Source organism: Candidatus Binatia bacterium, assembly GCA_036382395.1.
Classification (GTDB): Bacteria; Desulfobacterota; Binatia; order HRBIN30; family HRBIN30; genus JAGDMS01.
Window position 1 is genome coordinate 1 of record DASVHW010000112.1, and the last position, 25,577, is coordinate 25,577.

Consider the following 25,577-nt stretch of genomic DNA (forward strand, 5'->3'; position numbering starts at 1 on the left):
AACTGCAGCATGTGTCAATCCACGGCCACCGGATCGCCTTCCGCAGCGCCGGCGAAGGACCCGTGGTGCTGCTCGTCCACGGCATGGCGGGGAGTTCAGCGACATGGAAGCACGTCCTGCCAGGTCTGGCCCAGCGGTTCACGGTCATCGCCCCCGACCTGCTCGGGCACGGTGAGTCGGGTAAGCCCCAGCGGGGCGAGTACTCGCTCAGTGCGCACGCCAATGTCCTCCGCGACTTCTTGAACGTCCTCGGCCATGAGCGTGCGACCTTCGTGGGCCAATCACTCGGTGGCGGCGTGGCGATGCAGTTGGCGTACCAGTTTCCCGAGCGTTGCGAACGACTGGTGCTGGTGGGCAGCGGTGGGTTGGGCCGGGAGGTCAACGTGATGCTCCGGGCCTTGACCTTTCCCGGCCTCGAATACGTCTTCCCGATCGTCTGCGCGCCGCGCTTGCGAGACGCGGGGAACCGGGTGGCGTCATGGCTCTACGGAGTGGGGCTGCGGGCCGCTCCCGTCATCGAGGAGATGTGGCGCAGCTACACGTCGCTGGCCGAGGCCGACACCCGCCGGGCGTTCTTTCGCACCCTGCACGGCGTCATCGACCTCGGCGGCCAGGCGGTGAGCGCCTCCGACCGGCTGTACCTGACCTCGCAAGTTCCGACACTGATCGTGTGGGGTAACCGAGACCCGTTCATTCCCGTCAGCCACGCCACCGCGGCCCACGAGGCCATGCCCGGGAGCCGCCTCGTGATCTTCGACAACGTGGGGCATTACCCGCATTGCGAGGATCCGGACCGGTTCGTTGAGGTGCTCGTCGACTTCATCACCTCCACCGAGCCGGCCCGCCTGTCAGAGGCCCACTGGCGCGAGCTGTTCCGGTCTGCTCCCCCGTCGCATGCCGCGTAGGGCCGACGCTGCCTTACATTCGTGATGCCGCTTCGCTATGCATAGGCCGCCCACGCCTGGGTAGGGAGGAAACCATACGAATGAATCGGAGCGAGTGCGTCCTGTATAGTGGGGGCTTGAAGGGCGCGGAGGCCGCGTTCGGCGCCATCGCGGAACGCTACGGCATCGAGGAGGTGAACTTCACCTTCGACGGCCATCAGATCGAGCGCACTCGTGGCGTCCGGACGTTGACTCACGCCGAGCTGCGCCAGGGGGACGTCAGCTTGGCGTATGTCTCGCAGCTGATGCATCGCCACTACCCTGACACCGACTATATCAAGCAAGTGTTGCAGAGCATCTGGCACCAGGTCAACAATGCGCAGGAGATCTACGTCGTCGGCAAGATCCTGGACGACGGCACGGTAATGGGGGGCACCGGTTGGGGCGCCGAGTTCGCCAAGCTGTGCAACAAACCGCTTTTCGTCTTCGATCAGGACCGCGATGCCTGGTCTCACTGGACCGGCTCGGCATGGCAGGCCGCGCCCGCGCCGGTGATTGGCCACACGCACTTCGCTGGCACCGGGACGCGCTTCCTGGGCGACAACGGCAAAGCGGCGATCGAGCAGCTCTTCGCCCGTTCGTTCCCCGGCGCCTGAGGTGCCGGCCGTTTTTCCTGATCAGTGCGGCGGTGATCTCCGGGATCCCGCTACGGTCGACGAACTGAGGCTCAGCGCGCCAATCGGCGCGCGCCTGACGCCGAGAGCGGCGCAATAGATCCATTGAGGAAGCCAAAGAGGGACGCCACGGATCTTGACGGCCCCCTGGATTTTACCCGGTGCTGGGTTGCGTAATCGTGCGCGTGCTAGATAGTTTCTCGCCATGGCGCAGCACATCGTCGTTACCGGCGCGCGGCAGCACAATCTCAAGAACATCAACGTCGAAATCCCGCGCGACAAGCTGGTCGTGATCACCGGCCTGTCGGGATCAGGCAAGTCGTCGCTCGCCTTCGACACGATCTATGCCGAAGGACAACGCCGCTATGTCGAATCGCTGTCGGCCTATGCCCGGCAGTTCCTCGAGCAGATGGAGAAACCCGACGTCGACTCGATCGAGGGGTTGTCGCCGGCCATTTCCATCGAGCAGAAGACCACGAGCAAGAACCCGCGGTCGACCGTCGGTACGGTGACCGAGATCTACGACTATCTCCGGCTCTTGTTCGCGCGCATCGGCAAGCCGTACTGTTACGGCTGCGGGCGCGAGATCACTCCACAAACGGTGCAGCAGATCGTCGATCGCCTCCTGCAGCTGCCGGCGAACAGCCGTATCCACGTGCTGGCGCCCATCGTCCGCGGCCGCAAAGGCGAGTACCGCAAGGAGCTGCTCGATCTACGCAAGTCCGGTTTCGTCCGGGCCCGCATCGACGGTACCCTGCGCGACCTCGCAGACGACATCTCGCTGCCGAAGAATATCAAGCACACCATCGAAGTGCTGGTCGATCGTCTCGTTATCCGACCTGGCATCGAGAAGCGCTTGGCCGACTCGCTCGAGATTGCGTTCAAGTATGGCGACGAGGTGGCGAAGGTCGAGATGCTCGGTAGTACGGCGGAGGCCATCCAGCAGGAAATCCTGTTCAGTCAAAAGTTCGCCTGCGTGGTGTGTGGCATCTCGTATCCGGAGATGACGCCGCGCATGTTTTCCTTCAACAACCCCCATGGCGCGTGCTCGACCTGCAGTGGCCTCGGGACATCGATGTACTTCGATCCCGACCTGATCGTTCCCAACGAAGATCTGTCTCTTGCCCAAGGCGCTATCGTGCCGTGGGAACGCAAGAGCGTTGGCCACATCAAGGAGGATGTCGTTCACGCGCTGGCGCAGCACTACGGCTTCGATCTCGCCACGCCCTTCAAACAGCTTCCGCCGAACGTTCGCAAGGTGATCCTGTACGGTACGGAGGAAGAGATCGCCTTCGTCCACAAGAAAGGGAACCGGCGCTACGAGTTCCGCCGCGCCTTCGAAGGGGTCATCGCCAATCTCGATCGCCGCTACAAGGAGACCGACTCGGAATGGATCCGGGAAGAGCTGGACTCGTTCATGAACGTGCGGCCGTGCGAGACATGTCACGGGGCTCGACTGAAGCCCGAGGCGCTGGCGGTCCGCCTGCAGGGGAAGTCCATCGTGGAGGTGACCGCCATGGCGGTCAAAGAGGCCCAGGCGTTCTTCTCCTCCCTGAGCCTCACCCCGCAAGAGGAACACATCGCCCACCGCCTGTTGAAGGAGATCAACGAACGGCTGGGATTCATGACCCACGTGGGCCTGGATTACCTCAACCTCAGCCGCACTGCCGCCAGCCTCTCCGGCGGTGAGGGCCAGCGCATTCGCCTGGCCACCCAAATCGGTTCGAGCCTGGTCGGAGTGCTCTATATCCTCGACGAACCGTCGATCGGGCTGCACCAACGCGACAATGCCCGGCTGCTGTCCACCCTGAAACGCCTGCGCGACCTGGGTAACACGGTTTTGGTGGTGGAACACGACCGCGACGCAATCGTCGCTGCCGATTACGTCATCGACATGGGTCCCGGCGCGGGCGTCCAAGGCGGCTACGTCGTTGCCCAGGGCACCCCCGCGGAGATCACCGCGAATCCCGCTTCTCTCACCGGCAAGTATCTGTCGGGCGAGCTGGAGATCCCCATCCCTGTGCGGCGGAGGGCAGGGACTGGCTGGGCACTTACGTTGAAAGGCGCCCGACACAACAATCTGCAAAATATCCGGGTGGACATCCCGCTCGGGAAGATGACCTGCGTGACCGGTGTATCCGGCTCGGGAAAAAGCTCGCTGGTGGTTGACACCCTCTATCGAGTTCTGGCCCAACGCCTGTACGGATCGAAAGAGAAGCCCGGTGCGCATGATGAGATCACCGGCTGGCAACTGCTGGACAAGGTGATCGACATCGACCAGGCCCCGATCGGGCGGACGCCACGGTCCAATCCAGCCACCTATACCGGCCTCTTTACCCACATCCGAGACCTCTTTGCCCAGCTGCCGGAGTCCCGGCTTCGAGGTTACGGACCGGGTCGCTTCTCCTTCAACGTCAAGGGCGGGCGGTGTGAGGCATGCGGCGGCGACGGCTTGATCACCATCGAGATGCACTTCTTGCCGGACGTGTACGTTACCTGTGAAGTGTGCGGAGGCCGGCGGTACAATCGTGAAACGCTCGAAGTGCAATACAAAGGAAAGAGCATCGCCGAGGTCCTCGATATGACCGTGGGTCAGGCTCTCGAGTTCATGGGAAATGTGCCGTCCATTCGGCACAAGCTCGAAACGCTGCACGACGTCGGTCTCGATTACGTGCACCTCGGCCAGTCGGCTACGACCTTGTCCGGAGGCGAGGCCCAACGGGTCAAACTGGCCAAAGAACTGAGCCGGCGCGCCACGGGGCGTACTCTTTATATCCTGGATGAGCCGACCACCGGGCTGCACTTCGACGACATCAAGAGTCTGCTGTCCGTGTTGTCGCGTCTGGTGGATGCCGGCAATACGGTCCTCATCATTGAGCACAATCTGGACGTCATCAAGACGGCTGACCACATCATCGATCTGGGCCCTGATGGTGGCGACCGTGGTGGACGAGTGATGGCGGTGGGAACGCCGGAAGAGGTCGCTCAGACTCAGGGTTCGTACACCGGCGAGTTCCTCCGGAGCCTGTTCCCCGGGCTCGCTGCCTGACCTCAAAAAAGGCTTGACCAGAGAAGCCCGGATCGATATAGGACCCAGGAGGGGGGAATTACCCGGAAGCCAGGTGAAGATGGCTTCGGTTCTGGAGTTTGGTGAAGTCTGGGAGGACGAATGGGACGCGTAGTTTACATGGACAATCACGCCACAACACCCATGGATCCACGGGTGCTGGAGGCGATGCTGCCCTATTTCGTGGAAAAATTCGGTAACGCCGCGAGTCGCAACCACCAGTTCGGTTGGGAAGCTGAGGCAGCTGTCGACCAGGGGCGGGAGCAAGTCGCCCGGCTGATCAACGCCAAAGCGAAAGAAATCATCTTCACCAGTGGCGCCACCGAATCCGACAACCTGGCGATCAAGGGGATCGTCGAATTCTCCAAGGACAAAGGCAACCACGTCATCACGGCGGTCACCGAGCACAAAGCGGTTCTGGATACCTGCAAGGCGCTAGAGCGCACCGGCAAGGCGCAGTTTACCTACCTTCCGGTCGATAGGTACGGCTTGGTCGATCCTGACGATGTGCGCCAAGCGATCACCGACAAGACGGTCCTGATCTCGATCATGTATGCCAACAACGAGATCGGTACGATCCACCCGCTGCGTGAGATCGGCAAATTGGCCAAAGAGAAGGGCGTTCTCTTCCACAGTGATGCCACCCAAGGCGTAGGCAAGATTCCGGTGGACGTCGAGGCCATGGGCATCGACCTCATGTCTCTGAGCGCCCATAAGATGTACGGGCCGAAAGGTTGCGGGGCGTTGTACGTCCGTTCCAAAGGACCCCGCGTGCGCCTGACGCCCATGATGGACGGCGGCGGCCACGAGCGCGGCATGCGCTCGGGGACGTTGAACGTTCCGGGTATCGCCGGGTTTGGAAAAGCCTGCGAATTGTCCGGGGTGGAAATGGCGCCCGAGGCGGCGCAGGTGCTCCAGTTGCGGGAGCGGCTCAGTCAAGGGATTTTCTCGCAGCTAGATGAAGTCTACCTCAACGGCCATCCCACGCATCGCCTTCCCGGCAACTTGAATGTCAGCTTTGCTTTCGTCGAAGGCGAATCGTTGCTGATGGGGCTGAAGGACATTGCCGTTTCGTCAGGGTCGGCCTGTACCTCGGCGACCTTGGAGCCCTCGTACGTGCTCAAGGCCCTCGGCGTGGGTGACGATCTGGCGCACACGTCGATCCGTTTCGGACTGGGACGGTTCAACACCTTGGAGGACGTGGACTATGTCGTCGAGCGTGTCGTGCACGAAGTGCGGCGGCTCCGGGAGATGTCACCGCTGTACGAAATGGCGAAAGAAGGCGTGGATTTGAAGTCGTTTCAGTGGGCGCGCGAATAAGCGTTTTGGGAAAAATCCGCCGAGCCGGCTCGGTTGAAAGGAAAGCGTTATGGCATACAGTAGCAAGGTGCTCGATCACTACGAGAACCCACGCAACGTCGGGTCGTTTCCGAAAGACGACGCCAACGTCGGTACGGGGATCGTTGGCGCTCCGGAGTGCGGCGATGTGATGAAGCTGCAACTGAAGATCAGCGAGTCCGGGGTGATCGAGGACGCACGTTTCAAGACCTTCGGTTGCGGCAGTGCCATCGCGAGTTCGAGTTACGTCACCGAACTGGTGAAGGGGAAGACCCTCGGTGACGCGATGAAGATCAAGAACACGCATATCGTCGAGGAACTGAGTCTGCCCCCGGTGAAGATCCACTGCTCGGTCTTGGCGGAAGACGCCATCAGAGCCGCCATCACCGACTGGAAGAAGCGTCGCGGTGGCAACACCGACACGCAGAAGGCGGTCTCCAACTAATAGGGGTGATGGCCGTGGCTATTGGCGTCTCAGAAAAGGCGGCGGCGAAGATCCGCAGTCTTCTGGCCGCGCAAGACAAGCCGGAAGGCGGCCTGCGGGTGAAGGTTGTCGGCGGCGGCTGCTCGGGCCTGCAATACAAAATGGATTTGGATGTGGAACGCCCGGGTGACAAGGTGTTTGGGATGCCCGACGCCAAGATATTGGTAGACCGGAAGAGCTTCCTCTATCTCAACGGCACCGAGCTGGATTACAACGAAGGCCTGATGCAGTCGGGGTTTAACCTGCACAACCCGAACGTCAAAAGGTCCTGCGGCTGTGGCGCCTCGTTTACCGTGTAGGACGCGATTGAAAGATGAGTTCGATCCCGACTTCGTCCGCGGAGCGGGAAGGAACAATATGGCCCGCCGGCGAGCGGGTAGGCTGCTGGCATTGCGGCGCTGAACACACACCCCGCTTCTTTTGCCCCGCCTGCGAAGCCATCCAACCCCTTCCCGAGCAGGCGGATTACTTTCAGGTTATGGGTCTGCCACAACGCCTCGTGGTGGACACGGAGGGGTTGCAGAAGCGCTATTACGAGTTGCATCGGCGCTTACACCCGGATCGCTATCAGACCGGTCCACAGGAAGCCCGCCAGGCAAGCTTGCGCAACACCGCGGCGGTGAACCGCGCCTACCGGACGTTGCGCGACCCCATCGATCGCGGCCTGTACTGGCTCACACTGCGAGGGGAGAGCCTGGGGGCCGGCAACAACCAGGTGCCGGCCGATCTGTCGGCGTTGGTGTTTGAACTGCAGGAGCAGCTGGAGGAACTCCGCGCCGCCCGGCACGGGAACGGCGCGGCCCAACTCGTTCAGGAGATCGCTGCGTGCCACACCGAGTTGTTGCAGAGGCAGAGCGCGCTGCTGGAACAGCTCGGGCAGAACTTTGTGCGCTGGGATGCGGGTGAAGCCGACACCGACACCCTGACGCGTGAACTGAAAGCGATCCTGTCGGCGCTGGCGTACCTGGGCACGTTGATCCGCGACGTGGAAAAGGGGCTGGAGACTTGATGGACCGCATATTTGGTATCGATCTCGGTACGACCAACAGCTTGATCGCCTATGCGGACGACGACACGTTGCGGGTGGTCCCTGACCCGGACACGAAATCCTCCCTACTGCCCTCGGTTGTGTGCTTTCCGACAGCCGATGAAGTCGTCGTCGGTGCGCGCGCCAGAGCCCTTGCTGCCCAGCACCCCCTACAGACGATCGCTTCGGTGAAACGCTTCATGGGCCTGGGCATGGAGCACGTCACGCCCGCGGATCGTGAGCACTACGCCTTTGCCGATCAGGACACTCAGGAAATCGTACGCTTCCACGTCCACGGCCGTACCTACACACCGCCGGAAATCTCCGCGTTGATCCTCAAGGAATTGAAGCGACGCGTAGCGACGGTGCTCGGCGAAGACGTACGCCAGGTGGTGATTACCGTCCCCGCGTACTTTAATGATAGCCAGCGGCAGGCCACGCGGGATGCTGGCCGTTTGGCGGGACTGGAAGTGTTGCGGCTGGTCAACGAACCGACGGCCGCTTCTCTGGCCTATGGTCTCCATAAGAAGATCCAGGGGCTCATCGCCGTGTACGATCTCGGGGGTGGAACCTTCGACATTTCCATCCTCAAGTTGCACGAAGGCATCTTCGAAGTCTTGGCCACCAACGGCGATACGCGTTTGGGGGGCGACGACATGGACCGCCGCGTGGCCGCGTTGCTGTTGGAACGCGTGCCGTCCGCTGTGCGCCGGAATCCCGACGTCATCAACCAGGCGGTTGCCGCCGCCGAGGCTGCCAAGATCCAGCTGACCGATGCCGAATCGACGATCATGGAGCTGCGGGGTGATTCGCTCCAGGTCCAGCGCCCGTTGACGCGGGCAGAATTCGAAGCCACCGTCGCCGACATCGTCGAGCGGACCATCGCGCCCTCCCGGCAGGCATTGAAGGATGCGGGCCTGAGCCCGAGTGACCTCGATGAGGTGGTCTTGGTCGGCGGATCGACCCGGATCCCGCTGGTGCGGCGCCGGGTCGAAGAAGTGTTCGGCCGCAAGCCGCACACCGAACTCAATCCGGAGGAGGTCGTGGCGCTCGGTGCCGCGGTCCAGGCCGCAGTTCTTTCCGGGCGGCAGACGGACACCCTCCTCCTGGATGTGGTGCCGCTGTCGCTCGGGATCGAAACCATGGGTGGGGTCATGGCGCGCGTGATCGAGCGCAACACGACCATTCCCGTCACCGCGAAGCAGGTGTTTACCACGTTCGTGGACAATCAAACCGCGGTCGATTTCCACGTCCTCCAGGGCGAGCGCGAACTGGTGCGCGATAACCGCAGCCTGGCCCGCTTCAAACTCCGCGGCATCGAGCCTTTGCCCGCGGGGATGCCGCGTGTCGAAGTGACTTTCATGATCGATGCCAATGGCATTCTGAACGTCACCGCCCGTGACGAACGGACCGGCCGGGAGCAATCCATCGACGTCAAACCGTCCTACGGCCTCAGCGATGAACAAATCGAACACATGCTGGAGGAGTCTGTCGACCATGCGGAAGAGGATGTCAGTGCCCGCTTGCTGATCGAAGCCCGCAATGATGCCGAGGCCTTGTTGCGCGCCACGCGAAAGGCGTTGAGCGGTGCGACGCTGGACGCCGAAGAGCGCGCGCGCATCGGAGCGTCCATGGCGCGGCTCGAAGCGGCCGTGCCAGAGACGGACTACAACCGCATGCGTGACCTCACCGAAGAACTGAACCAGGCGACTACGTCGCTGGCGCAGCGGATCATGGATAGCTCCATCAAAGAGGCGCTCGAGCTCAAGCGTGTGGAAGAGGTGCTGTAGGCGTATGGAGAAGACGATGGGACTCACGTGGCACGATAGCGAAGAGATCGCGTTGCAACTCATTGAAGACCATCCCGACGTCGATCCGTTGGCGGTGCGCTTCACCGAACTTCGTCGCTGGGTGACGGAACTGACAGACTTCGATGACGATCTCAAGGCTTCAAACGAAGGCAAGCTGGAAGCCATCCAAATGGCGTGGCTCGAGGAATACAAGGACCGCCAGGAATAGCGGAACAAGACGGATCGGGAGGATACCAGCGTGTCGATGATGCAGATCAGCCGGAAGGTGGATTATGCCCTGAGGGCAATCATCTATCTGTCGTTGCAGAAGGACGGATGCCCCGTGTCGGTCAAGGAGATCGCCTCGCGTCGGCGTATCCCGAGGAAGTTCCTGGAAAAGATCATTCAGGACATGATCCGCTCGGGCCTGTTGAAATCGCATCGGGGTGCGCACGGCGGATGCATGCTGGCCCGGACGCCCCACGACATATCGTTCCGCGACATCATCGAGTCCGTGGAGGGGCCGATCTCACTCAACGTGTGCGTCACGGAGCAGCAAGACTGCTCGGTGCTGGCCAGCTGCAACATGCAGCGTGTGTGGCAGGAGGGCCAGCGCCGCCTGCTGGAGTTCTTTGCCGACACCACCTTGGCAGATCTCACGCCCGTTTTCCCGTCGAATACGGGGGCAGGTGCGGGCGTCGAAGGGCTTAAGGAGCTTACGAATGCATGACGGTATTGTGAACGATAGCTTCGCCCACCTCCTCCAGCCTGACACCCTGCTGCCGTCGCAGTACTTCGGGATCATGAAGCGCAAGGGGGCTCACGAGCCCGAGCGCCGGCTCGTCGTTGCCGTGCTCGAAGACGCCGTCGAATGCTTCCAAAAACACGCGCGGGCTCGTGATCCAAAGGCCCGGCAGCTCTTTCTCGATGCCGAGGAATGGATCTGTTCCGAAGATCGGACCTGGCCCTTTTCGTTCGAGAACGTGTGTGACCTCTTGCAGATCAATCCCGAATACCTGCGCCATGGACTGATCGCGTGGAAGGAGTGTCACCTCAAAGAGCAGCCGTGGGGGAATGTCGTTCCCCTCAAGCTGGTCGATTCGGACGAGGAGGCAGAGGGCTCGTTACAGCAGGTCAACGCGCGCTGAACGCATCTGCTTGTCGCCCAAGGCGGCGGGGGGCTGCGGCCCGCGGCTTTTTTTGTGACTTCCGTGCCTCGGCGCTAGCTGCTAAGGAGTAAGGAGATAGTGCGATGTTGCGTCGCGCCTGGCGGCACGGCTTAGCTGCAGCTTCCTTTGTCCTCGAAGCACTGCTGCGTGCGTTGGGACGGCGCCCGCCTTACGGCATTCTCAAGCTCGATCTGGGTGGTGATCTGGCTGAGGAACCGGTCGAGCACCGGCTCATCGGGATGCTGCAACCCCACCGCGATGATTACTTCAATCTGATCGTCCTACTGCGGGGGGCGCGAGAAGACCCGCAGCTGCGTGGGGTGTTTATTCGCTGCGAGAACCTCCGCGGCGGGTGGGCGAAAGTGCAGGAAATACGCCGTAGCCTCATGGCCCTGCGCCAGGCCGGGAAAGCGGTGTGGGTACACCTGACGCACCCCGGCATACGCGAGTACGTTATCGCCTCGGCTGCCGATCAGATCATTCTGACACCGGCCGGTAGGCTCGACGTGGCCGGGCTCTCCTCGGAGGTCACCTTCGTCGCCGGAACGCTCAAGAAGCTCGGCATCCAAGCCGAACTGATCCAGATGGGAAAGTACAAGTCGGCCGCTGAGACCTTCACGCGCAGCGATATGTCTGAACCACACCGCGAAATGGTCGAAAGCCTGATCCAGGACCTGTACGAGCAGGTGGTTGATGCCATCGCGGACGGACGCGGCATGGAGGGCGAGGCCGTGCGCCACCTGCTTGACCGTGGCCCCTTCACGGCGCGTGAGGCGGCGCAGGAACGTTTGGTCGATGCGCTCCTCTACGACGACGAGGCGGAAGAGCGGCTGCGCGCGCAATGCGACGACCAGGCGGTCATTGAACGGGCGGCCTACTTCTCGCGCCGGACACGGGCCGCTCGCCGCGAGGTGCTGCGCCAGGACCGCCCGGCCATTGGCCTGTTGCATGTCACTGGCTCGATCAAGACCGGCGAAAGCATCTCCGGGACGGAAGCCACCAGCGCCTGCGGCGCGGCTGCGGTGGCCCGGGACTTGAAAACCCTGCGTGAACGCCGCGACGTCGGCGCCGTCGTGATCCGCATCTCCAGCCCCGGTGGGTCAGGACTGGCATCCGACCTCATCTGGCACGAGGTGATGCGCACCCGCAAACGGAAACCAGTGGTTGTTTCCTTCGGGGATGTGGCGGCTTCCGGCGGCTACTACGTCGGTGTCGCGGGAAATCCGGTGTTGGCGGAGGCGGGCACAATCACCGGTTCCATTGGCGTGCTGGCAGGCAAAGCCCTACTCAAGGGGCTGTATGACCAACTCGGTATCACCAAACAGGTGATCACACGCGGGCGGCATGCGGCGCTGTATTCGGACTACGTTCCGTTGGGTGAGGAAGAGCGCCTGCGCCTGCAAACGGAGGCGGAGTTTTTCTACGCCGATTTCATCGACAAGGTCGCCAGCGGCAGACACCTGAGTGTAGAAGCGGTGGCGTCGGCGGCTGAGGGGCGGGTGTGGAGCGGTCGTCAAGCAAGGGATCTCGGCCTCGTCGATCAGCTGGGCGGCATCGAAGAGGCCCTCAACGAGGCGAAGGTGCTCGTCGGCTTGGCGCCGGATGCCCGGGTTTCTGTGGAACGCTATCCTCGACCGCGCCGACTGTGGAAGTTTTCGCTCAACCTCGCTCCACCGCAGAGCCGACTCCGCGCCCTTCATCCGTGGGCGCAGTTCATTACCAGTGAACGGATCTGGGCCATTCTCCCGTTCAACTTCGAATTCTTCTGATCCTGCCGGGTACGCCCCTCACGTCGACGATACGGCTCACATCCAAGCCCTTTCACGTTTCCGGCAAATTGTAAGAATTCTGGCGCTCTGGCGGCTGATCTTCGTCCACCAGGATCTGTTGCTGCTTGACACGCCATTGTCCGTCCGGTACGGTCTGCCTGACCGAGCGGTTTAGGCCGATCGGTCAGGTTTGGTTAAGCTATTGATTGATTGGATGAATTGTTGAGAATCGACGCCTGTGCGCAGGCGTTTTTTGGGGATTTCTCGTTTCCTGACTGACCGATTGGTTAAGCGATGAGTGAAGCGGTGGCCACAGCAAACGCCAACGTTGCCTTGGCGAAGTATTGGGGGAAACGCGACGAAACCCTCAATCTTCCCTACACCGGCAGCATCTCAGTTACCCTCGCGGGCCTCAACACGACGGCGCGGGTTCGGTTCGACGCCGACTGCAAGCGCGACCGCATCGTCATGAATGGAGAGGAAGTGGATGGCGTGGAAGGCCAACGGGTTCGGAGCTTCCTCGATCTTGTCCGGCAACTGGCTGAGCGGCATGCCCACGCCGAAGTCGAAGTCGCGACGAACTTCCCTGTCGCTGCCGGTCTGGCGTCGTCCGCCTCCACGTTCGCGGCGCTGGCGTTGGCCGCCTCTCACGCGCTGGGTCTCTCGTTGCCGCCCCGTGAGCTGTCGGTGCTGGCGCGGCGAGGCTCGGGATCCGCGGCGCGATCGGTTTTCGGCGGCTTCGTTGAGTGGCTGCCAGGCGAGGCGAGCGACGGTTCTGATTCCTGCGCGGTACAGCTGGCGCCGCCGGAGCACTGGCCGCTCGGCGTCGTCGTCGCCATTACCGAACCTGGGCGCAAACGCGTCGGCTCGCGTGAGGGCATGGCGTACGCGCTCAAGTCGCCGTTCTTCCCGGCCTGGCTTGAATCGCACGACGCTGATCTCGATGCCGTCCGTCAGGGTATCCTCGGCCGCGATCTTGCCACGACAGGCCGGGCCGCCGAAGCCAACTGCCTCAAGATGCACGCGGTCTCGCTGGCAGCCTCTCCGCCGTTGCTCTATTGGAATCCTGCTACCCTTGGCGTGATCCGGCGGGTGTCCCAGTTGCGGCAGGAAGGCACCGAAGCCTACTTCACGATCGACGCCGGCCCCCAAGTAAAGGTCATCTGTCCGCTGCCACAACGCGACACGGTTGCCGCCGCGATCCGCCAAGTGGACGGTGTGCAACGGGTGCTGCTGTCAGAGCCGGGCGGCGGCGCCGCGCTGGTGGAGAGCCCATGAGCAGCCGCGTTCTGGCACGCGCACCCGGGAAATTGTTCCTTCTCGGCGAGTATGCCGTGCTGGACGGCTGCCCCGCAGTCGTTGCCGCGATCGACCGCTTTATCGAGGTAACACTCGAGTGGACCGACGGCGACGGGGTGACACGCCTCTCCTCGGAGATGGCAAGTGTCGAATTCCCGACCACCGCGCCGCCGGCTGAGACAGGCCCCATGCGCTTCGCGATCGCTGCCTTCCACTCAGCCCTGTCCCGCTGCCCCGACGCCGCACGCCGCAGCTTCACTATCGACATCGTGAGCCACTTGGATGCGGGGAAAGGCACGAAAACCGGCTTGGGAAGCAGCGCGGCGGTGAGCGTTGGCGTGGTGGCTGCGATGTTTGCCGCCGCAGGGAAGCGAATTTCCGAGCCCTCGTGCCGCGATCAATTGTTCGCCGCTGCGCTGGAGGCGCACCGCACGGTGCAGGGCAAGCTGGGGAGCGGAGCCGATGTGGCCTCGAGTGCGTATGGCGGGATGATTCTGTTCCAGCCGCGGAACGGTTCGGCGCAGATCACCCCGCTCGGTGTTCCGGTAGACACGCACCTGCTAGCTGCCTGGACCGGCGAGTCGGCGTCAACGCCAGCGCTCGTCGACAAATATAGCCAAGCCCGAAACGGAAACGCCGCGAAGCGCGCCGCGTTCGTGGAAGCGAGTCGTGCCTCAGTCAACGATTTCGTTGCGGGGCTCGCGCAGCGGTCGCTTTCGTTGGCGGCGGTCGCCGCTAATGGGGCGCTGCTGGAGCAGCTGGCGACCGACTTGTCGCTGCCACTGTTCACCCCGCGGCTGCGGCGGCTCGTGGAGATTGCGCGGGCGCACGGAGCGGCCGCCAAGATCTCCGGTGCGGGCGGTGGCGACTGCGGCATCGCGTTCGCCCGCGATGCCACTGGGGCGCAGCACCTCCGTGCCGCCTGGCAGGCGGCCGGCCTCGCGCCACTCGATCTCAACATTTGCAGTGAAGGAGTTACCGTTGTCGGCGGCTAAGATTTCCGGGAGCCTGGCGGAGCGTAAACGCTCGCACCTCGACCTCTGTGAACACGAAGAGGTCGAGTTCCGCGGCAAAACCACGTTGTTCGAAGAGGTGGACCTCATCCACAACGCCCTGCCCGAGTTGGCGGTCGAGGATATCGACCTCAGCGTCGAATTCCTGGGCAAGAGGCTGCGCGCCCCGTTCCTGATCACTGGCATGACCGGCGGTACGGACGAAGCCTTTGTGGTCAATCGCGATCTCGCGTCGATTGCCGAGCGCTGCGGCATCGGTTTCGGACTCGGCAGCCAGCGGGTCATGCAGCGCGACCCCGGGACCGCGTGGACCTTTGCCATTCGGGAGTTTGTTCCCACGGCCCTGCTCCTCGCCAACATCGGCCTGATACAGGCGGGACAACAGTCGACGGACGAACTGCGGCGGCTGGTGGCCAGCGTCGGTGCGGATGCGCTGTGCGTCCATTTGAACCCGGCGCAGGAACTCATCCAGCCCGAAGGCGACCGCGACTTTCGCGGCGGCTACGCCACGCTCGGACGGCTGTGCCGTGATCTCGGCGTGCCGGTGATCGCAAAGGAAACGGGTTGCGGCATTTCGCGCGCTGTCGGCGATGCGCTGCGCCACGCCGGGGTACGGCACATCGATATCTCCGGCGCCGGTGGTACCTCCTGGGTGCGCGTCGAAAGCCTGCGGGGCAACGGCCGCAGCCGCCGGCTGGGCGAAGTATTTTCCAGCTGGGGTATTCCCACCGCGGCTTCGCTCGCCATGCTGCGCGGTTCCGGTCTCGATCTGATCGCCAGCGGCGGGCTGCGCACCGGCCTCGAGATGGCAAAGGCCATTGCGCTGGGTGCGCGCCTGTGCGGCGCGGCGTTGCCCATCTATCGCGCCTACCGCGAGAGCGGCATCGATGGCGCCGTGACGCTCATCAACGAATTCAGTGACGGCCTCAAGGCAGCGATGCTGCTGACGGGGTCACGGACGATCGCGGATCTTTCCCACCAACCGCTGGTGATGGGGGAACGGCTGAAGGCATGGATTGCCGCCGTTCACCCACCAGCAGCGGACCAGAATACGGATGGTGATGGCCATGCAGAATAGCGGACGACAATCGCGCATCGAGGGGTTTTATCGGATGGATCGGAGCGAGCGTTTAGCACGGCTCGTTGCCTGCGGCGGCTTGGGGGAGGCAGAGGTCGCCGAGCTGCTGGATCCCAATCCGCTCCCGTTCAAGGCAGCGGAGCATATGATCGAGAACGCCATCGGCGTTGTCGGCCTGCCCTTGGGTGTTGGGCTCAACTTCCTCATCAACGGTCGCGATTACCTCATTCCGATGGCGGTCGAGGAACCGTCGATCATCGCCGCCGCCAGTCACGCCGCCCGCTTGATTCGCGAGAGCGGTGGCTTTGTCGCTGAGGCGGATCCGCCCGTGATGATCGGACAAATTCAGCTGGTGAAGGTTCCCGATATCGACTTGGCGGTTCGCCGGATCGAAACGGCAACACCGCAGCTCCTCGCGGCTGCCGATGCCGTGCATCCAAACATGACGAAGCGGGGAGGTGGAGCACGAGCCATCAAGGTCCGCTCGCTTCCGGTGACGGCGTGTGGGCCGATGCTGGTGGTGCACCTGCTGGTGGAGGTGGGGGACGCCATGGGGGCCAACGCGATCAACAGCATTGTGGAAGCGCTGGCCCCGTGCATCGAAGAGATTACGGGTGGCCAGGCACGTCTCCGCATCCTGTCGAATCTGGCGGACGAGCGCCTGGCGCGGGCGACAACCCGCATTGATTTCAAACTGCTCGATTCCGGTTCGTTGCCGGGGCGTGAAGTCGCGGAGCGCATGGTGGAAGCGTCGGCGTTTGCCGCCGCCGATCCTTACCGTGCCGCCACCCACAACAAAGGCATCATGAACGGCGTTGATGCCGTCGCCATCGCCACCGGCAACGACTGGCGCGGTATCGAAGCCGGTGCACACGCATACGCCGCCCGCAACGGCCACTACGGGCCGTTGAGCGAGTGGCGCATCGAGCCCCAACAGTTGGTTGGTACCATCGAGTTGCCGTTGGCCGTGGGGACCGTCGGCGGCAACTTGGAATGCAATCCGCGCATCCGTTTTTCGCTGCGCATGCTCGGGGTCAGCTCGGCCAGAGAACTTGCGGCCATCATGGCCGCAGTGGGGCTCGGTCAGAATTTCGCCGCCATGCGCGCCCTGGTGACCGACGGCATTCAGCGAGGACACATGGCGCTGCATGCCCGTGGTTTGGCGGTGGCCGCGGGCGCACCGGAAGGCCTGCTTGATCAGGTAATCCAGGAACTCCTCGCCTCCGGCGAGATCAAGCTCAGCAAGGCACGCGAGATCGTGCAGTCGGTACAACTGGACGGGTGATGATGACGGCTACACCCCACGTGGTGCGCAGCGCGGCGCCGGGCAAGGTCATTCTGCTCGGCGAGCACGCCGTGGTCTATGGCCGCGCGGCGCTGGCCGCGAGCATCGATCGCTATGTCGAAGTCACGGTCACACGAGCCGGCGGATCAGCTTGCCCGGCCGCTGTTGCCGTCGGCGCGGTGGGGGCAACTGGTCCGGTGCCAATCCAGGCGCTGCGGCGTGCGGCGGAACTCACCGGGGTGAACCCGGCGGAGCTGGAAACGGCGGTGAGCGCCAACCTGCCGGTCGGGGTCGGGCTCGGCAGCTCGGCGGCCTTGAGCGTGGCGCTCGTCCGCGCCCTGGCGGAATTCGCCGGGCAAGCACTTGCGGATAGCGCCGTGTGTGCCCGTGCCTTCGAGCTCGAAAAAATCTTCCATGGTTTTCCTTCCGGCATCGACAACACGGTGGTGACGTACTGCTGTCTGATTGCCTTCAGGCGCGGTAGCGCGGTGAGGCCGTTGGTCGCCGGGCGACCGGTTCCCCTGGTGGTCGCGCTCGGCGGCGCCCCGCGAGAAACACAGAAGACCGTGCGCGGTCTGCGCCAGCGCTGGGAGATCCGCCCTGAGTTGTACGAACCCCTGTTCGATGAAATCGACTGCCTCGTCAGCGCGGCGGAATCCGCAATCGGCACGGGAGATCTCCAGCGGCTCGGGGCGTTGATGAACGCCAATCATGCATTGTTGCAGCGTCTGGGGGTCTCCACGGGCGAACTCGATGAGATGGTGGCGCTGGCCCGCGCGTCGGGCGCGTTGGGCGCCAAGCTGACGGGCGGTGGTGGCGGCGGTGCCGTCATCTGCCTGTGCCACGGCGACCGGGAGCGACTGGTGGAAGCCTTCACCCGGGCGGGTTGGCACGCGTTTTCGACGGACATCGCAGGACAGGATCGAGGGATTGATGCAGCAGACGATGCAGGTCGTTTCGAGCGGCGCGACGGCGCGCGCGCGTGATCAGGCTGGCGTTTCGGCTGATGTGGACCGCCTCGATGAGGCGATCTCGCGCAGCCAGGCGTGGTTCCTTCTCGATCAACGGCCGGAAGGATTCTGGCACGCGCCTCTCGAAGCCAATGTCTCGATGGATGCGGAGTACATGTTCTTCAACCGCTTCATGGGGCGACGGCCGGAAGGAACAGAGACCCGTGTGGTCGAGCGCATGCTGGCCACTCAGTCGGACGATGGGAGCTGGCCGCTCTACCATGGCGGCCCCGGCCATTTGAGCAATACGATCGAGGCTTACTTCGCACTCAAACTCGCCGGCCTCCGCACCGAGGAACCGGCGCTGCGGCGCGCCCGCGACTACATTCTGGTTCGGGGCGGTTTAGTGAAGGCGGGGGTGTTCACACGCTCCTTCCTCGCGTACTTTGGCCAGTTCCCCTGGGCGGGGCTGCCGGCCATGCCGGTGGAGCTGATGTTGTTGCCCTCGTGGTGTCCCATCAACATCTATGCACTCTCGAGCTGGGCGCGCGGCACCGTTGTCCCGATGACCGTGCTCATGGCCAAGCGCCCAGCCATCGAGATCCCGGCCGCCGCCGGCATCAGCGAACTGTGGCTGAAGCCGCCGACGCCCGAAGATCTCAGCTTTGCGCCCAGTCGAGAGTGGATCACCTGGCGGAACTGTTTCCTCGCCGTGGATCGCACGCTCAAGTTTCTGGGCCGGAGCGAATGGAAACCGTTGCGCGCGCGTGCCCTCGGGCGAGCGGAGGAATGGATTCTGTCGCATCAAGACATCAACGGTGGCTGGGGAGGGATCCAGCCGGCGATGATCAACTCGGTGATGGCCTTGCGCGTCCTCGGACACCGCGACGACGATCCCGCCGTCGCCAAAGGCGTCCAGGCGATCGACGATTTCCTGATCGAAAGCGACGGCCACCTGCTCTTTCAGCCGTGCGTGTCCCCGACCTGGGACACCGCACTGGCAGCGAAGGCGCTACTCGACTCCGGTTTGCCTGGCAGCCATCCGGCACTCACCCGGGCGGCGGAGTGGCTCGTCGCCAATCAGATTTTCAAGCCCGGCGATTGGCAGATCTTCAACCCGAACCTCGAACCAGGCGGCTGGGCCTTCGAATTCGCCAACGACTGGTACCCGGACGTTGACGATTCAGCCGTGATTCTCATGGTGCTCAAGCAGGTGACCACCGACGATCCGGCGCGTCAGGCACGGGCCATGGCTTACGGAATGAATTGGACGCTCGGCATGCAAAGTCGTAACGGCGGCTGGGGTGCGTTCGACACCGACAACGATTCCGAGTTCCTCAACAAGATTCCCTTCGCCGATATGGAAGCGATGATCGACCCGCCGACGGAGGACCTCACCGGCCGGCTGCTCGAACTGATGGGCACGTACGGCTTCGACCTCCGCTTCGACCGCGCTCGCCGTGCTCGTGAGTTCGTCCTGCGCAGGCAACGTGCGGACGGATCATGGTGGGGCCGGTGGGGCGCCAATTTCATCTACGGCACCTGGTCTGTGCTCTCCGGACTGCGCGCGATCGGCGACGATATAGACGCCGCGCATGTCCGCCGCGGCGTGGCGTGGCTGAAGGCGCATCAGAACCCGGACGGCGGTTGGGGCGAATCGCTGCCGACGTACGACGACGAGTGCACCGCCGGACGCGGCGAGTCGACACCGTCGCAAACTGCGTGGGCGGTATTGGGTCTGCTCGCGGGCGAGCCCGAGCTGAGCCCCGAGGTCAGCCGAGGGGTAGAGTATCTGGTTGATGCCCAGCGCAGCGACGGCTCCTGGGAGGAGTTGCACTTCACCGGCACCGGTTTCCCGCGCCATTTCTACCTGCGTTACGACATGTACCGGAACTACTTCCCGCTGATGGCGCTGGGGCGCTTCCGTTCGCGTGTGGCTGAAACGACGCATGGTAATGGCGTCACCAGCCCCGGGAACGGACCCTCGCCGGTCGCACTACAGTGATAGCGAGAACCGTTATGAGAGAAGAACAAACAGCCGTCGGCATTGATCAAGTCGGCCTCTACATGCCTCGTTACGTACTCTCCCTCGACGCCTTGGCTGCTGTACGCGGCGTCCCGGCAGAGAAGATCCACATCGGCTTGGGGGCGTACAAGATGGCAATTGCCGCACCGTGGGAAGATGCGGTCACGCTCGGCGCCAATGCCGCCGCCCGCCTCTTTGCCCAAGGCCAAGTGAGCCCGGACGAGATCGGGCTCTTGCTGGTGGCTACCGAAACGGCTGTCGACCACGCCAAGCCCGCAAGTATATTCCTGCACGAGATGCTCGGCATTCCCAGCAACTGCCGGACCTTTGAACTCAAGCACGCCTGCTACGGCGGGACGGCAGGCGTGATGATTGCCGCAGACTGGATCCGTTCGGGCGCCGCACGTGGGCGCAAAGCTTTGGTGGTCGCCACCGACATTGCGCGCTATCCCGTGGGCTCGAGCGCAGAGTTCACGCAAGGAGCGGGCGCCGTTGCGTTGGTGGTGAGCGCACAGCCGCGGCTGCTGGCGCTCGATCCGCTGTCCGGCGTGTTCGCCAGGAATGTCTACGACTTCTGGCGCCCGCTCGATCGGCGCGAGGCGCTGGTAGACGGCAAGTTCTCGGTCGAGTGCTATCTGGATGCACTGGACGGCGCCGTCGCGGACTACCGTGCCGCCCGGAACGGACGCGGCAGTGCCGACGGCGCATCAATCCACACGCGGTTGGCAGCGCTGCTCTACCACACCCCGTTTCCCAAAATGGCGTACAAGGCGCATCTGCGACTGTTGCAGGGTGAATGCCGGCGGACCGGGAACCGGCCAGCCGATCTCGCGGCCGAGGCAGAGCGATCTTACGCGGCGCAAGTCGAGCCCTGGTTGGAAGCGGCACGTGTGGTGGGCAACACCTACACCGCATCGCTGTACCTCTGCCTCGCGTGGCTCGCCGAACGCGCGGCGGTTCGATTTGAAGGCGAGCGCATCGGGCTGTTCTCTTATGGTTCCGGCTGCTGCGCGGAGTTCTTTACGGGACAGTTCGTTTCTGGCGCTCCCCGCGCCGCATCGTGCATCGGTATGGCCGATCTGCTTGCGGCGCGCCGCGAGCTGACCGTGGACGAGTACGAAGCATTTGCACACGGCGGCGCATGTGGTGGGACGCCACCGGGCGAAGACGCGGGCTTCTGCCACTTAGCGGCGGTGCGTGACGACAAGCGCATCTACGAACGAGGCGGCCTTTCCGTCTGACGGAGTTGTTGGTGCAAGAACGATATCAGGCGCAATCAATAGCCGACGCTTATCGCCACTGCTGGCAGATCGCGGTGTCTCATTACGAGAACTTCACGGTCGGCTCGTGGCTGCTACCCCGTCATCTGCGGCATCATATCGCCGCGATTTACGCCTTTGCGCGCACAGCGGACGACCTGGCCGACGAGGGCGACCTCGAACCAGCGGAACGCCTGAGCAGGCTCGAGGCGTGGGGAGGCGAACTCGAAGCATGCTACCGAGGCCAGGCCACGCATCCGATCTTCGTCGCGCTGCGACACACCGCGGAGCGATTTGATCTGCCGATCGACCCGTTCCGTAAGCTCCTGCGAGCCTTCCGCGCCGACGTCGAGTTCACGCCGTTCGACACCTTCGACGCCTTGCTCGACTACTGCCGGTGTTCGGCCGATCCTGTCGGACACTTGATTCTCGGCCTCTTCGGCTATCGCGACGCGGAGCGCCAGCAGCTCGCCGACCAGATTTGCACCGGTCTGCAACTTGCCAATTTCTGGCAAGACGTCGCCGTCGATGCGGCAAAGGGGAGACTGTATGTTCCCCGCGAAGATCTCGTGCGCTTCGGTTGTTCAACCACCGAGGTCGAGACCGGAACGCAGAACACGGCGCTGCGCGAACTGATGAAGTTCGAGGTCGAGCGCGCCAGCGCCATGCTCAGGAGCGGGCTCGCTCTGGCGGCGCTTGTCGATCCCCGGCTGGCGCGTGAAGTGTGCTTGTTCGCGTGGGGCGGCTTGGCGATTCTGCGGGAGATAGAGCTGGCTGACTACGACGTGTTCACGCGTCGGCCGACGTTGTCGAGGCGGGCTAAGCTCGGGCTGGTCCTTCAGGCATTGCTGACGCCCGCGCGCGCGCCCCACCACAAGCCGCCCCTAACATCAGCGGTACCGGTGGCGGCGCAGCCTGCCGAGCTAGTCACCAACGTCTCTTCACTGCGCGTGCTGCGCAACGCGTACGCGTACTGCCAGCAGGTGACGCGGTGCAGCTCGAGCAACTTCTATTACGCCTTCCGCCTGCTGGGTCCGGAGCGGCGCGAGGCGCTGTACGCCGTCTACGCCTTCTGCCGTTTCGTCGACGACATCGCTGATGACCAGGGCCGCCGTGATCCCGCGTCACTGCTGGCGGAATGGCGCGCCGAGCTGGCGCGGGTGTACGCCGGCACGCCCACGCATCCGATCGGGTTGGCGCTTGCTGATTCGGTCCAGCGCTTCGCGCTGCCGCAGTCGCTCTTCGTCGAGTTGATCGAGGGGGTGGAGATGGATCTCACCCGGCGGCGCTACGCTACCTTCGACGAGCTGTACGAGTACTGCTACCGCGTGGCGTCAACCGTTGGCCTGATGTGCATCGAGATCTTTGGCTATCAGCAGCCGAGCGCGCGCGACTATGCGGTCGACCTGGGGATCGCCTTCCAGCTCACCAATATTCTGCGCGATGTGCTGGAGGATTCCCGGCGCGGACGTATCTACCTGCCGCTCGAAGACGTGCGCCGTTTCGGCTGTACCGAAGCCGAACTGCTCGGCGGCCGCTACTCGCCCCGTATCGGGGCGTTGATGGCCTTCGAGTGCGGCCGCGCCCGCGCCTACTACCTGCGGGCGCGGGGCGTGCTTGCCACCGAGGACCGCGGTTCGCTGGCTGCCGCCGAAGCGATGCGGTCGATCTATGAGCGGCTGCTCGATCGCCTCGAGGCGCGGCACTTCAACGTCTTCGGCCCGAAGGTGACGCTCCCGCGCTATGAGAAGCTCACGCTCGCCCTGGCCGCGTGGGGACGCTGCCAATTGGCGGTGCGCACGTCATGAAGCGCGTTGCCGTCATCGGTGGAGGCTTTGCCGGATTGGCGGCTGGCGTCGAGCTGGCGGCCCGTGGCTGCGCGGTGACGCTCTTGGAAGCCCGTCCGCGCCTTGGTGGCCGAGCCTACTCCTTCCGGGACGACGAAAGCGGTGAGATCGTTGACAACGGACAGCACGCGCTCATGGGTTGCTACCGGCACACCCTCGCCTTTCTCGATCGCATCGGGGCGACGCCGAAGCTGGTGCGCCAGCGCAATTTGCACGTACAGATGATCCACCCGCAACGCGGCGCGGGTGCCATCGCCTGCGCGCTCCTGCCGAGCCCGTTGCATCTGCTCAGCGGCATTCTGCGTTACCCGCTGCTGACGCGAACGGAGCAGCTCCTCGCCCTGCGCGGCGGCATGCGGGTGATGGCCATGCAGCGGCGCCACGACCCGCGGCTGACGGAGTGGACCGTCGCCCATCTGCTCTCCGTGCTCGGCCAGTCGCCGAACGCCTGCGCCGCCTTTTGGTATCCGGTGGCGGTCGCCACCTTGAACGAGTCCCCGACACTGGCCGCGGCTGCGCCGTTCGCTGAGGTCCTGGCGCGGGCGTTCTTCCGGTCGCGCGCCGACTCCCAATTCGTGCTGCCGAAGGTCGGCTTGAGCGAACTGTACACCGATGATGCACGTGGCTACATCGAAGCGCGCGGCGGCCGTGTCGAGTTGAAGTCATCGGTGGCCGCGCTGGCGATGACGGACGACTGCGTGACCGGGCTGCGGCTGCGCGACGGGACAGAGATCGAGACCGACGCGTGCATCAGCACCATCCCGCCAAGGGCGCTGGCGGCGCTGCTGCCGGATGCAATCCGAGGCCGCGGCGAGCTGGCGGGACTCGACCAGTTCGAGACCTCGCCGATCGTGTCGGTCCACCTCTGGTTCGATCGTCGCATTGTGACAGACGCATTCGTGGGTTTGATCGGGACGACGACGCAATGGGTGTTCAACCGTAGCCAGCTCAGCGGTCAAGGCAACGGAACGACTCAGTGCCTGAGCGCCGTCATCAGCGCTGGCCGAGAGATAATTGATTGGCCGACGACCCGCATTGTCGCAACGGTGGTGGCGGATCTGCAGGCGCTGATTCCGGCCGCGCGCGCTGCCCGTCTGCAGCAATCGGTTGTGGTCAAGGAGAAGCAGGCGACCATCTCGCCGACCCCGGCGGCTGAACGACTGCGGCCCGCGGCCCCGACCCGTATCGACAACTTCTTCTTAGCGGGTGACTGGACGAGTACTGGTCTACCACCAACGATCGAGAGCGCCGTGTTCAGCGGCCACCGCGCAGCAGAGCTGGTCGCGGAACGCCTGGAAGCTTCTCACCGGACAGCGCCGGCGGCGCATGCGTTCGCCGGTGTGGAGGGCATGTAGTGCGATTCCCGTTACACATCACCACCGATATGGTCAGCTGGCAGCTCCGCAACTGGTGGCGTGGCAACCAGCGTTACCCGTACGTGCTCATGCTCGAGCCGCTACACACGTGCAATCTCGCCTGCCTCGGCTGCTCGCCGGAGCGGTACAACGGTGACCTGAAGGATCGGCTGGCGCTGAAGGACTGCTTTCAGGCGGTGGACGAAGCCGGTGCGCCTGTGGTCTCGATCTGCGGCGGTGAGCCGACGATCTATCCCGAGCTGGCGGAGTTGGTCGAAGGCATCATCGCGCGCCAACGCCACATCTACCTGTGTACCAACGGCTTGCTGCTCGATCGCTTCTACAAGAAGGGCCGGCCGCACAAGCGCCTGTCGATCAATGTCCACATCGACGGCATGCGTGGCACACACGATCTGGTCACCGATCGGGCCGGCGTATTCGATAAAGCGGTGGAGATGATCAAGGAGGGCAAGCGGCTCGGTTACCACCTGTGCACCAACACCACCGTCTACCGTGAAACCGATATAAACGAGATCGAGGAGATGTGCGCCTACCTGCAGAGCATCGGCGTGGATGGCATGCTGATCTCGCCCGGATACCATTACGAAAAGATCAGCGAGAATCACTTCCTCTTCAAGCAAGAGGTGTACGAGAAGTTCAAGCGCGTGTTGGAGCTGTCGAAGAGGTACCGGCTGTATTCGACGCCACTCTTCCTGCAGTTCGCCGCCGGGCAGCGCGAGTATCCCTGCACCCCGTGGGGCAACCCGACTCGCACGCCCCGGGGCTGGAAAGGCCCGTGCTACTTGATCGAAGGCGGTTACTACAAAAGCTGGCAGGAGTTCTGGAGCGGGGTCGACTGGGATTACTGGGAGACGCGCACCGATCCGAAATGTCAGAATTGCCTGATGCACTCCGGCTTCGAGGCATCCGTGGTTCGCAAGCTCGGCGAGAGTCCGCGCGACCTGTGGACGATGGCGAAGTGGAACTTCTTCTCTTGAGAGGTGTCCTCTCCCAGCCGTGCTTTCCGGACTCCAACCGCTCTTCCAGAATGAACTGCCACAACACGGTCCGGTATCACGTCATCAACATCTTAACAACTTAGCTACGTCCCCATCTAGCACGGCCAAGAAGATGACCGCTCCGGAACTGATGACGCTTGTCCGCGAAGCAGCAGCAGTCTTGGAAACACAGGGCGAGGAGGCCTACCCCGAGTTTCGAAAGAAAGGGTCCAAGTGGTTCCGGGACGATACCTATTTCTTTGTC

The 25,577-nt window shown here is 63.5% G+C and carries 22 protein-coding genes; all 22 read left to right on the plus strand.

Annotated elements, in window-relative coordinates:
- Positions 1 to 2 precede the first annotated feature (2 nt).
- Positions 3 to 905: an alpha/beta fold hydrolase gene (locus tag VF515_05335; protein HEX7407058.1), complete on the plus strand. Its 903-nt coding sequence runs from the start codon at positions 3 to 5 to the stop codon at positions 903 to 905.
- An 80-nt stretch (positions 906 to 985) separates the two neighbouring features.
- The gene (locus VF515_05340; GenBank protein HEX7407059.1) at positions 986 to 1,540 is read left to right on the plus strand and encodes a hypothetical protein; all 555 of its coding nucleotides are present in this window, start codon (positions 986 to 988) and stop codon (positions 1,538 to 1,540) included.
- A gap of 223 nt (positions 1,541 to 1,763) precedes the next feature.
- Complete coding sequence (gene uvrA / locus VF515_05345; GenBank protein HEX7407060.1) at positions 1,764 to 4,607, plus strand: excinuclease ABC subunit UvrA; 2,844 nt, start codon at positions 1,764 to 1,766, stop codon at positions 4,605 to 4,607.
- A 120-nt stretch (positions 4,608 to 4,727) separates the two neighbouring features.
- Positions 4,728 to 5,945, plus strand: coding sequence for an IscS subfamily cysteine desulfurase (locus VF515_05350; protein ID HEX7407061.1), 1,218 nt, complete (start codon positions 4,728 to 4,730; stop codon positions 5,943 to 5,945).
- 49 nt (positions 5,946 to 5,994) lie between these two features.
- Entirely contained in the window at positions 5,995 to 6,408 is a 414-nt protein-coding gene (gene iscU, locus VF515_05355; GenBank protein HEX7407062.1) for a Fe-S cluster assembly scaffold IscU, read from the plus strand.
- Between the two features lie 8 nt (positions 6,409 to 6,416).
- The gene (locus VF515_05360) at positions 6,417 to 6,746 is read left to right on the plus strand and encodes an iron-sulfur cluster assembly accessory protein (protein HEX7407063.1); all 330 of its coding nucleotides are present in this window, start codon (positions 6,417 to 6,419) and stop codon (positions 6,744 to 6,746) included.
- Positions 6,747 to 6,760: 14 nt separating this feature from the next.
- On the plus strand, positions 6,761 to 7,456 hold the full coding sequence (gene hscB, locus VF515_05365; GenBank protein HEX7407064.1) for a Fe-S protein assembly co-chaperone HscB: 696 nt from the start codon (positions 6,761 to 6,763) through the stop codon (positions 7,454 to 7,456).
- Complete coding sequence (gene hscA, locus VF515_05370; GenBank protein HEX7407065.1) at positions 7,456 to 9,264, plus strand: Fe-S protein assembly chaperone HscA; 1,809 nt, start codon at positions 7,456 to 7,458, stop codon at positions 9,262 to 9,264. Before hscB ends, hscA begins: the two co-directional genes overlap by 1 nt.
- 16 nt (positions 9,265 to 9,280) lie before the next feature.
- Complete coding sequence (gene iscX / locus VF515_05375) at positions 9,281 to 9,493, plus strand: Fe-S cluster assembly protein IscX (protein ID HEX7407066.1); 213 nt, start codon at positions 9,281 to 9,283, stop codon at positions 9,491 to 9,493.
- Positions 9,494 to 9,529: 36 nt separating this feature from the next.
- Complete coding sequence (locus VF515_05380; protein HEX7407067.1) at positions 9,530 to 9,994, plus strand: Rrf2 family transcriptional regulator; 465 nt, start codon at positions 9,530 to 9,532, stop codon at positions 9,992 to 9,994.
- Entirely contained in the window at positions 9,987 to 10,412 is a 426-nt protein-coding gene (locus VF515_05385) for a hypothetical protein (protein ID HEX7407068.1), read from the plus strand. Before VF515_05380 ends, VF515_05385 begins: the two co-directional genes overlap by 8 nt.
- Before the next feature lie 104 nt (positions 10,413 to 10,516).
- A complete protein-coding gene (sppA, locus tag VF515_05390; GenBank protein ID HEX7407069.1) occupies positions 10,517 to 12,202 on the plus strand; it encodes a signal peptide peptidase SppA in 1,686 nt (561 codons plus the stop codon).
- Positions 12,203 to 12,496: 294 nt separating this feature from the next.
- On the plus strand, positions 12,497 to 13,480 hold the full coding sequence (gene mvaD / locus VF515_05395; GenBank protein ID HEX7407070.1) for a diphosphomevalonate decarboxylase: 984 nt from the start codon (positions 12,497 to 12,499) through the stop codon (positions 13,478 to 13,480).
- On the plus strand, positions 13,477 to 14,496 hold the full coding sequence (locus VF515_05400) for a hypothetical protein (GenBank protein ID HEX7407071.1): 1,020 nt from the start codon (positions 13,477 to 13,479) through the stop codon (positions 14,494 to 14,496). Before mvaD ends, VF515_05400 begins: the two co-directional genes overlap by 4 nt.
- On the plus strand, positions 14,483 to 15,592 hold the full coding sequence (gene fni / locus VF515_05405) for a type 2 isopentenyl-diphosphate Delta-isomerase (GenBank protein HEX7407072.1): 1,110 nt from the start codon (positions 14,483 to 14,485) through the stop codon (positions 15,590 to 15,592). Before VF515_05400 ends, fni begins: the two co-directional genes overlap by 14 nt.
- Positions 15,582 to 16,877, plus strand: a complete 1,296-nt coding sequence (locus tag VF515_05410; GenBank protein HEX7407073.1) for a hydroxymethylglutaryl-CoA reductase, degradative — start codon at positions 15,582 to 15,584, stop codon at positions 16,875 to 16,877. The genes fni and VF515_05410 overlap by 11 nt, the downstream gene beginning before the upstream one ends.
- A complete protein-coding gene (gene mvk, locus VF515_05415; protein HEX7407074.1) occupies positions 16,877 to 17,863 on the plus strand; it encodes a mevalonate kinase in 987 nt (328 codons plus the stop codon). Before VF515_05410 ends, mvk begins: the two co-directional genes overlap by 1 nt.
- A complete protein-coding gene (shc, locus tag VF515_05420; protein ID HEX7407075.1) occupies positions 17,811 to 19,832 on the plus strand; it encodes a squalene--hopene cyclase in 2,022 nt (673 codons plus the stop codon). The genes mvk and shc overlap by 53 nt, the downstream gene beginning before the upstream one ends.
- Before the next feature lie 14 nt (positions 19,833 to 19,846).
- Positions 19,847 to 21,094 carry a hydroxymethylglutaryl-CoA synthase gene (locus VF515_05425; protein HEX7407076.1) on the plus strand — a complete coding sequence of 416 codons (1,248 nt, stop codon included), beginning with the start codon at positions 19,847 to 19,849 and terminating at the stop codon, positions 21,092 to 21,094.
- Positions 21,095 to 21,105: 11 nt separating this feature from the next.
- Positions 21,106 to 22,920 carry a squalene synthase HpnC gene (gene hpnC, locus VF515_05430; protein ID HEX7407077.1) on the plus strand — a complete coding sequence of 605 codons (1,815 nt, stop codon included), beginning with the start codon at positions 21,106 to 21,108 and terminating at the stop codon, positions 22,918 to 22,920.
- Complete coding sequence (gene hpnE, locus VF515_05435; GenBank protein ID HEX7407078.1) at positions 22,917 to 24,314, plus strand: hydroxysqualene dehydroxylase HpnE; 1,398 nt, start codon at positions 22,917 to 22,919, stop codon at positions 24,312 to 24,314. Before hpnC ends, hpnE begins: the two co-directional genes overlap by 4 nt.
- Positions 24,314 to 25,312: an adenosyl-hopene transferase HpnH gene (gene hpnH / locus VF515_05440; protein ID HEX7407079.1), complete on the plus strand. Its 999-nt coding sequence runs from the start codon at positions 24,314 to 24,316 to the stop codon at positions 25,310 to 25,312. The genes hpnE and hpnH overlap by 1 nt, the downstream gene beginning before the upstream one ends.
- Positions 25,313 to 25,577: the final 265 nt, after the last annotated feature.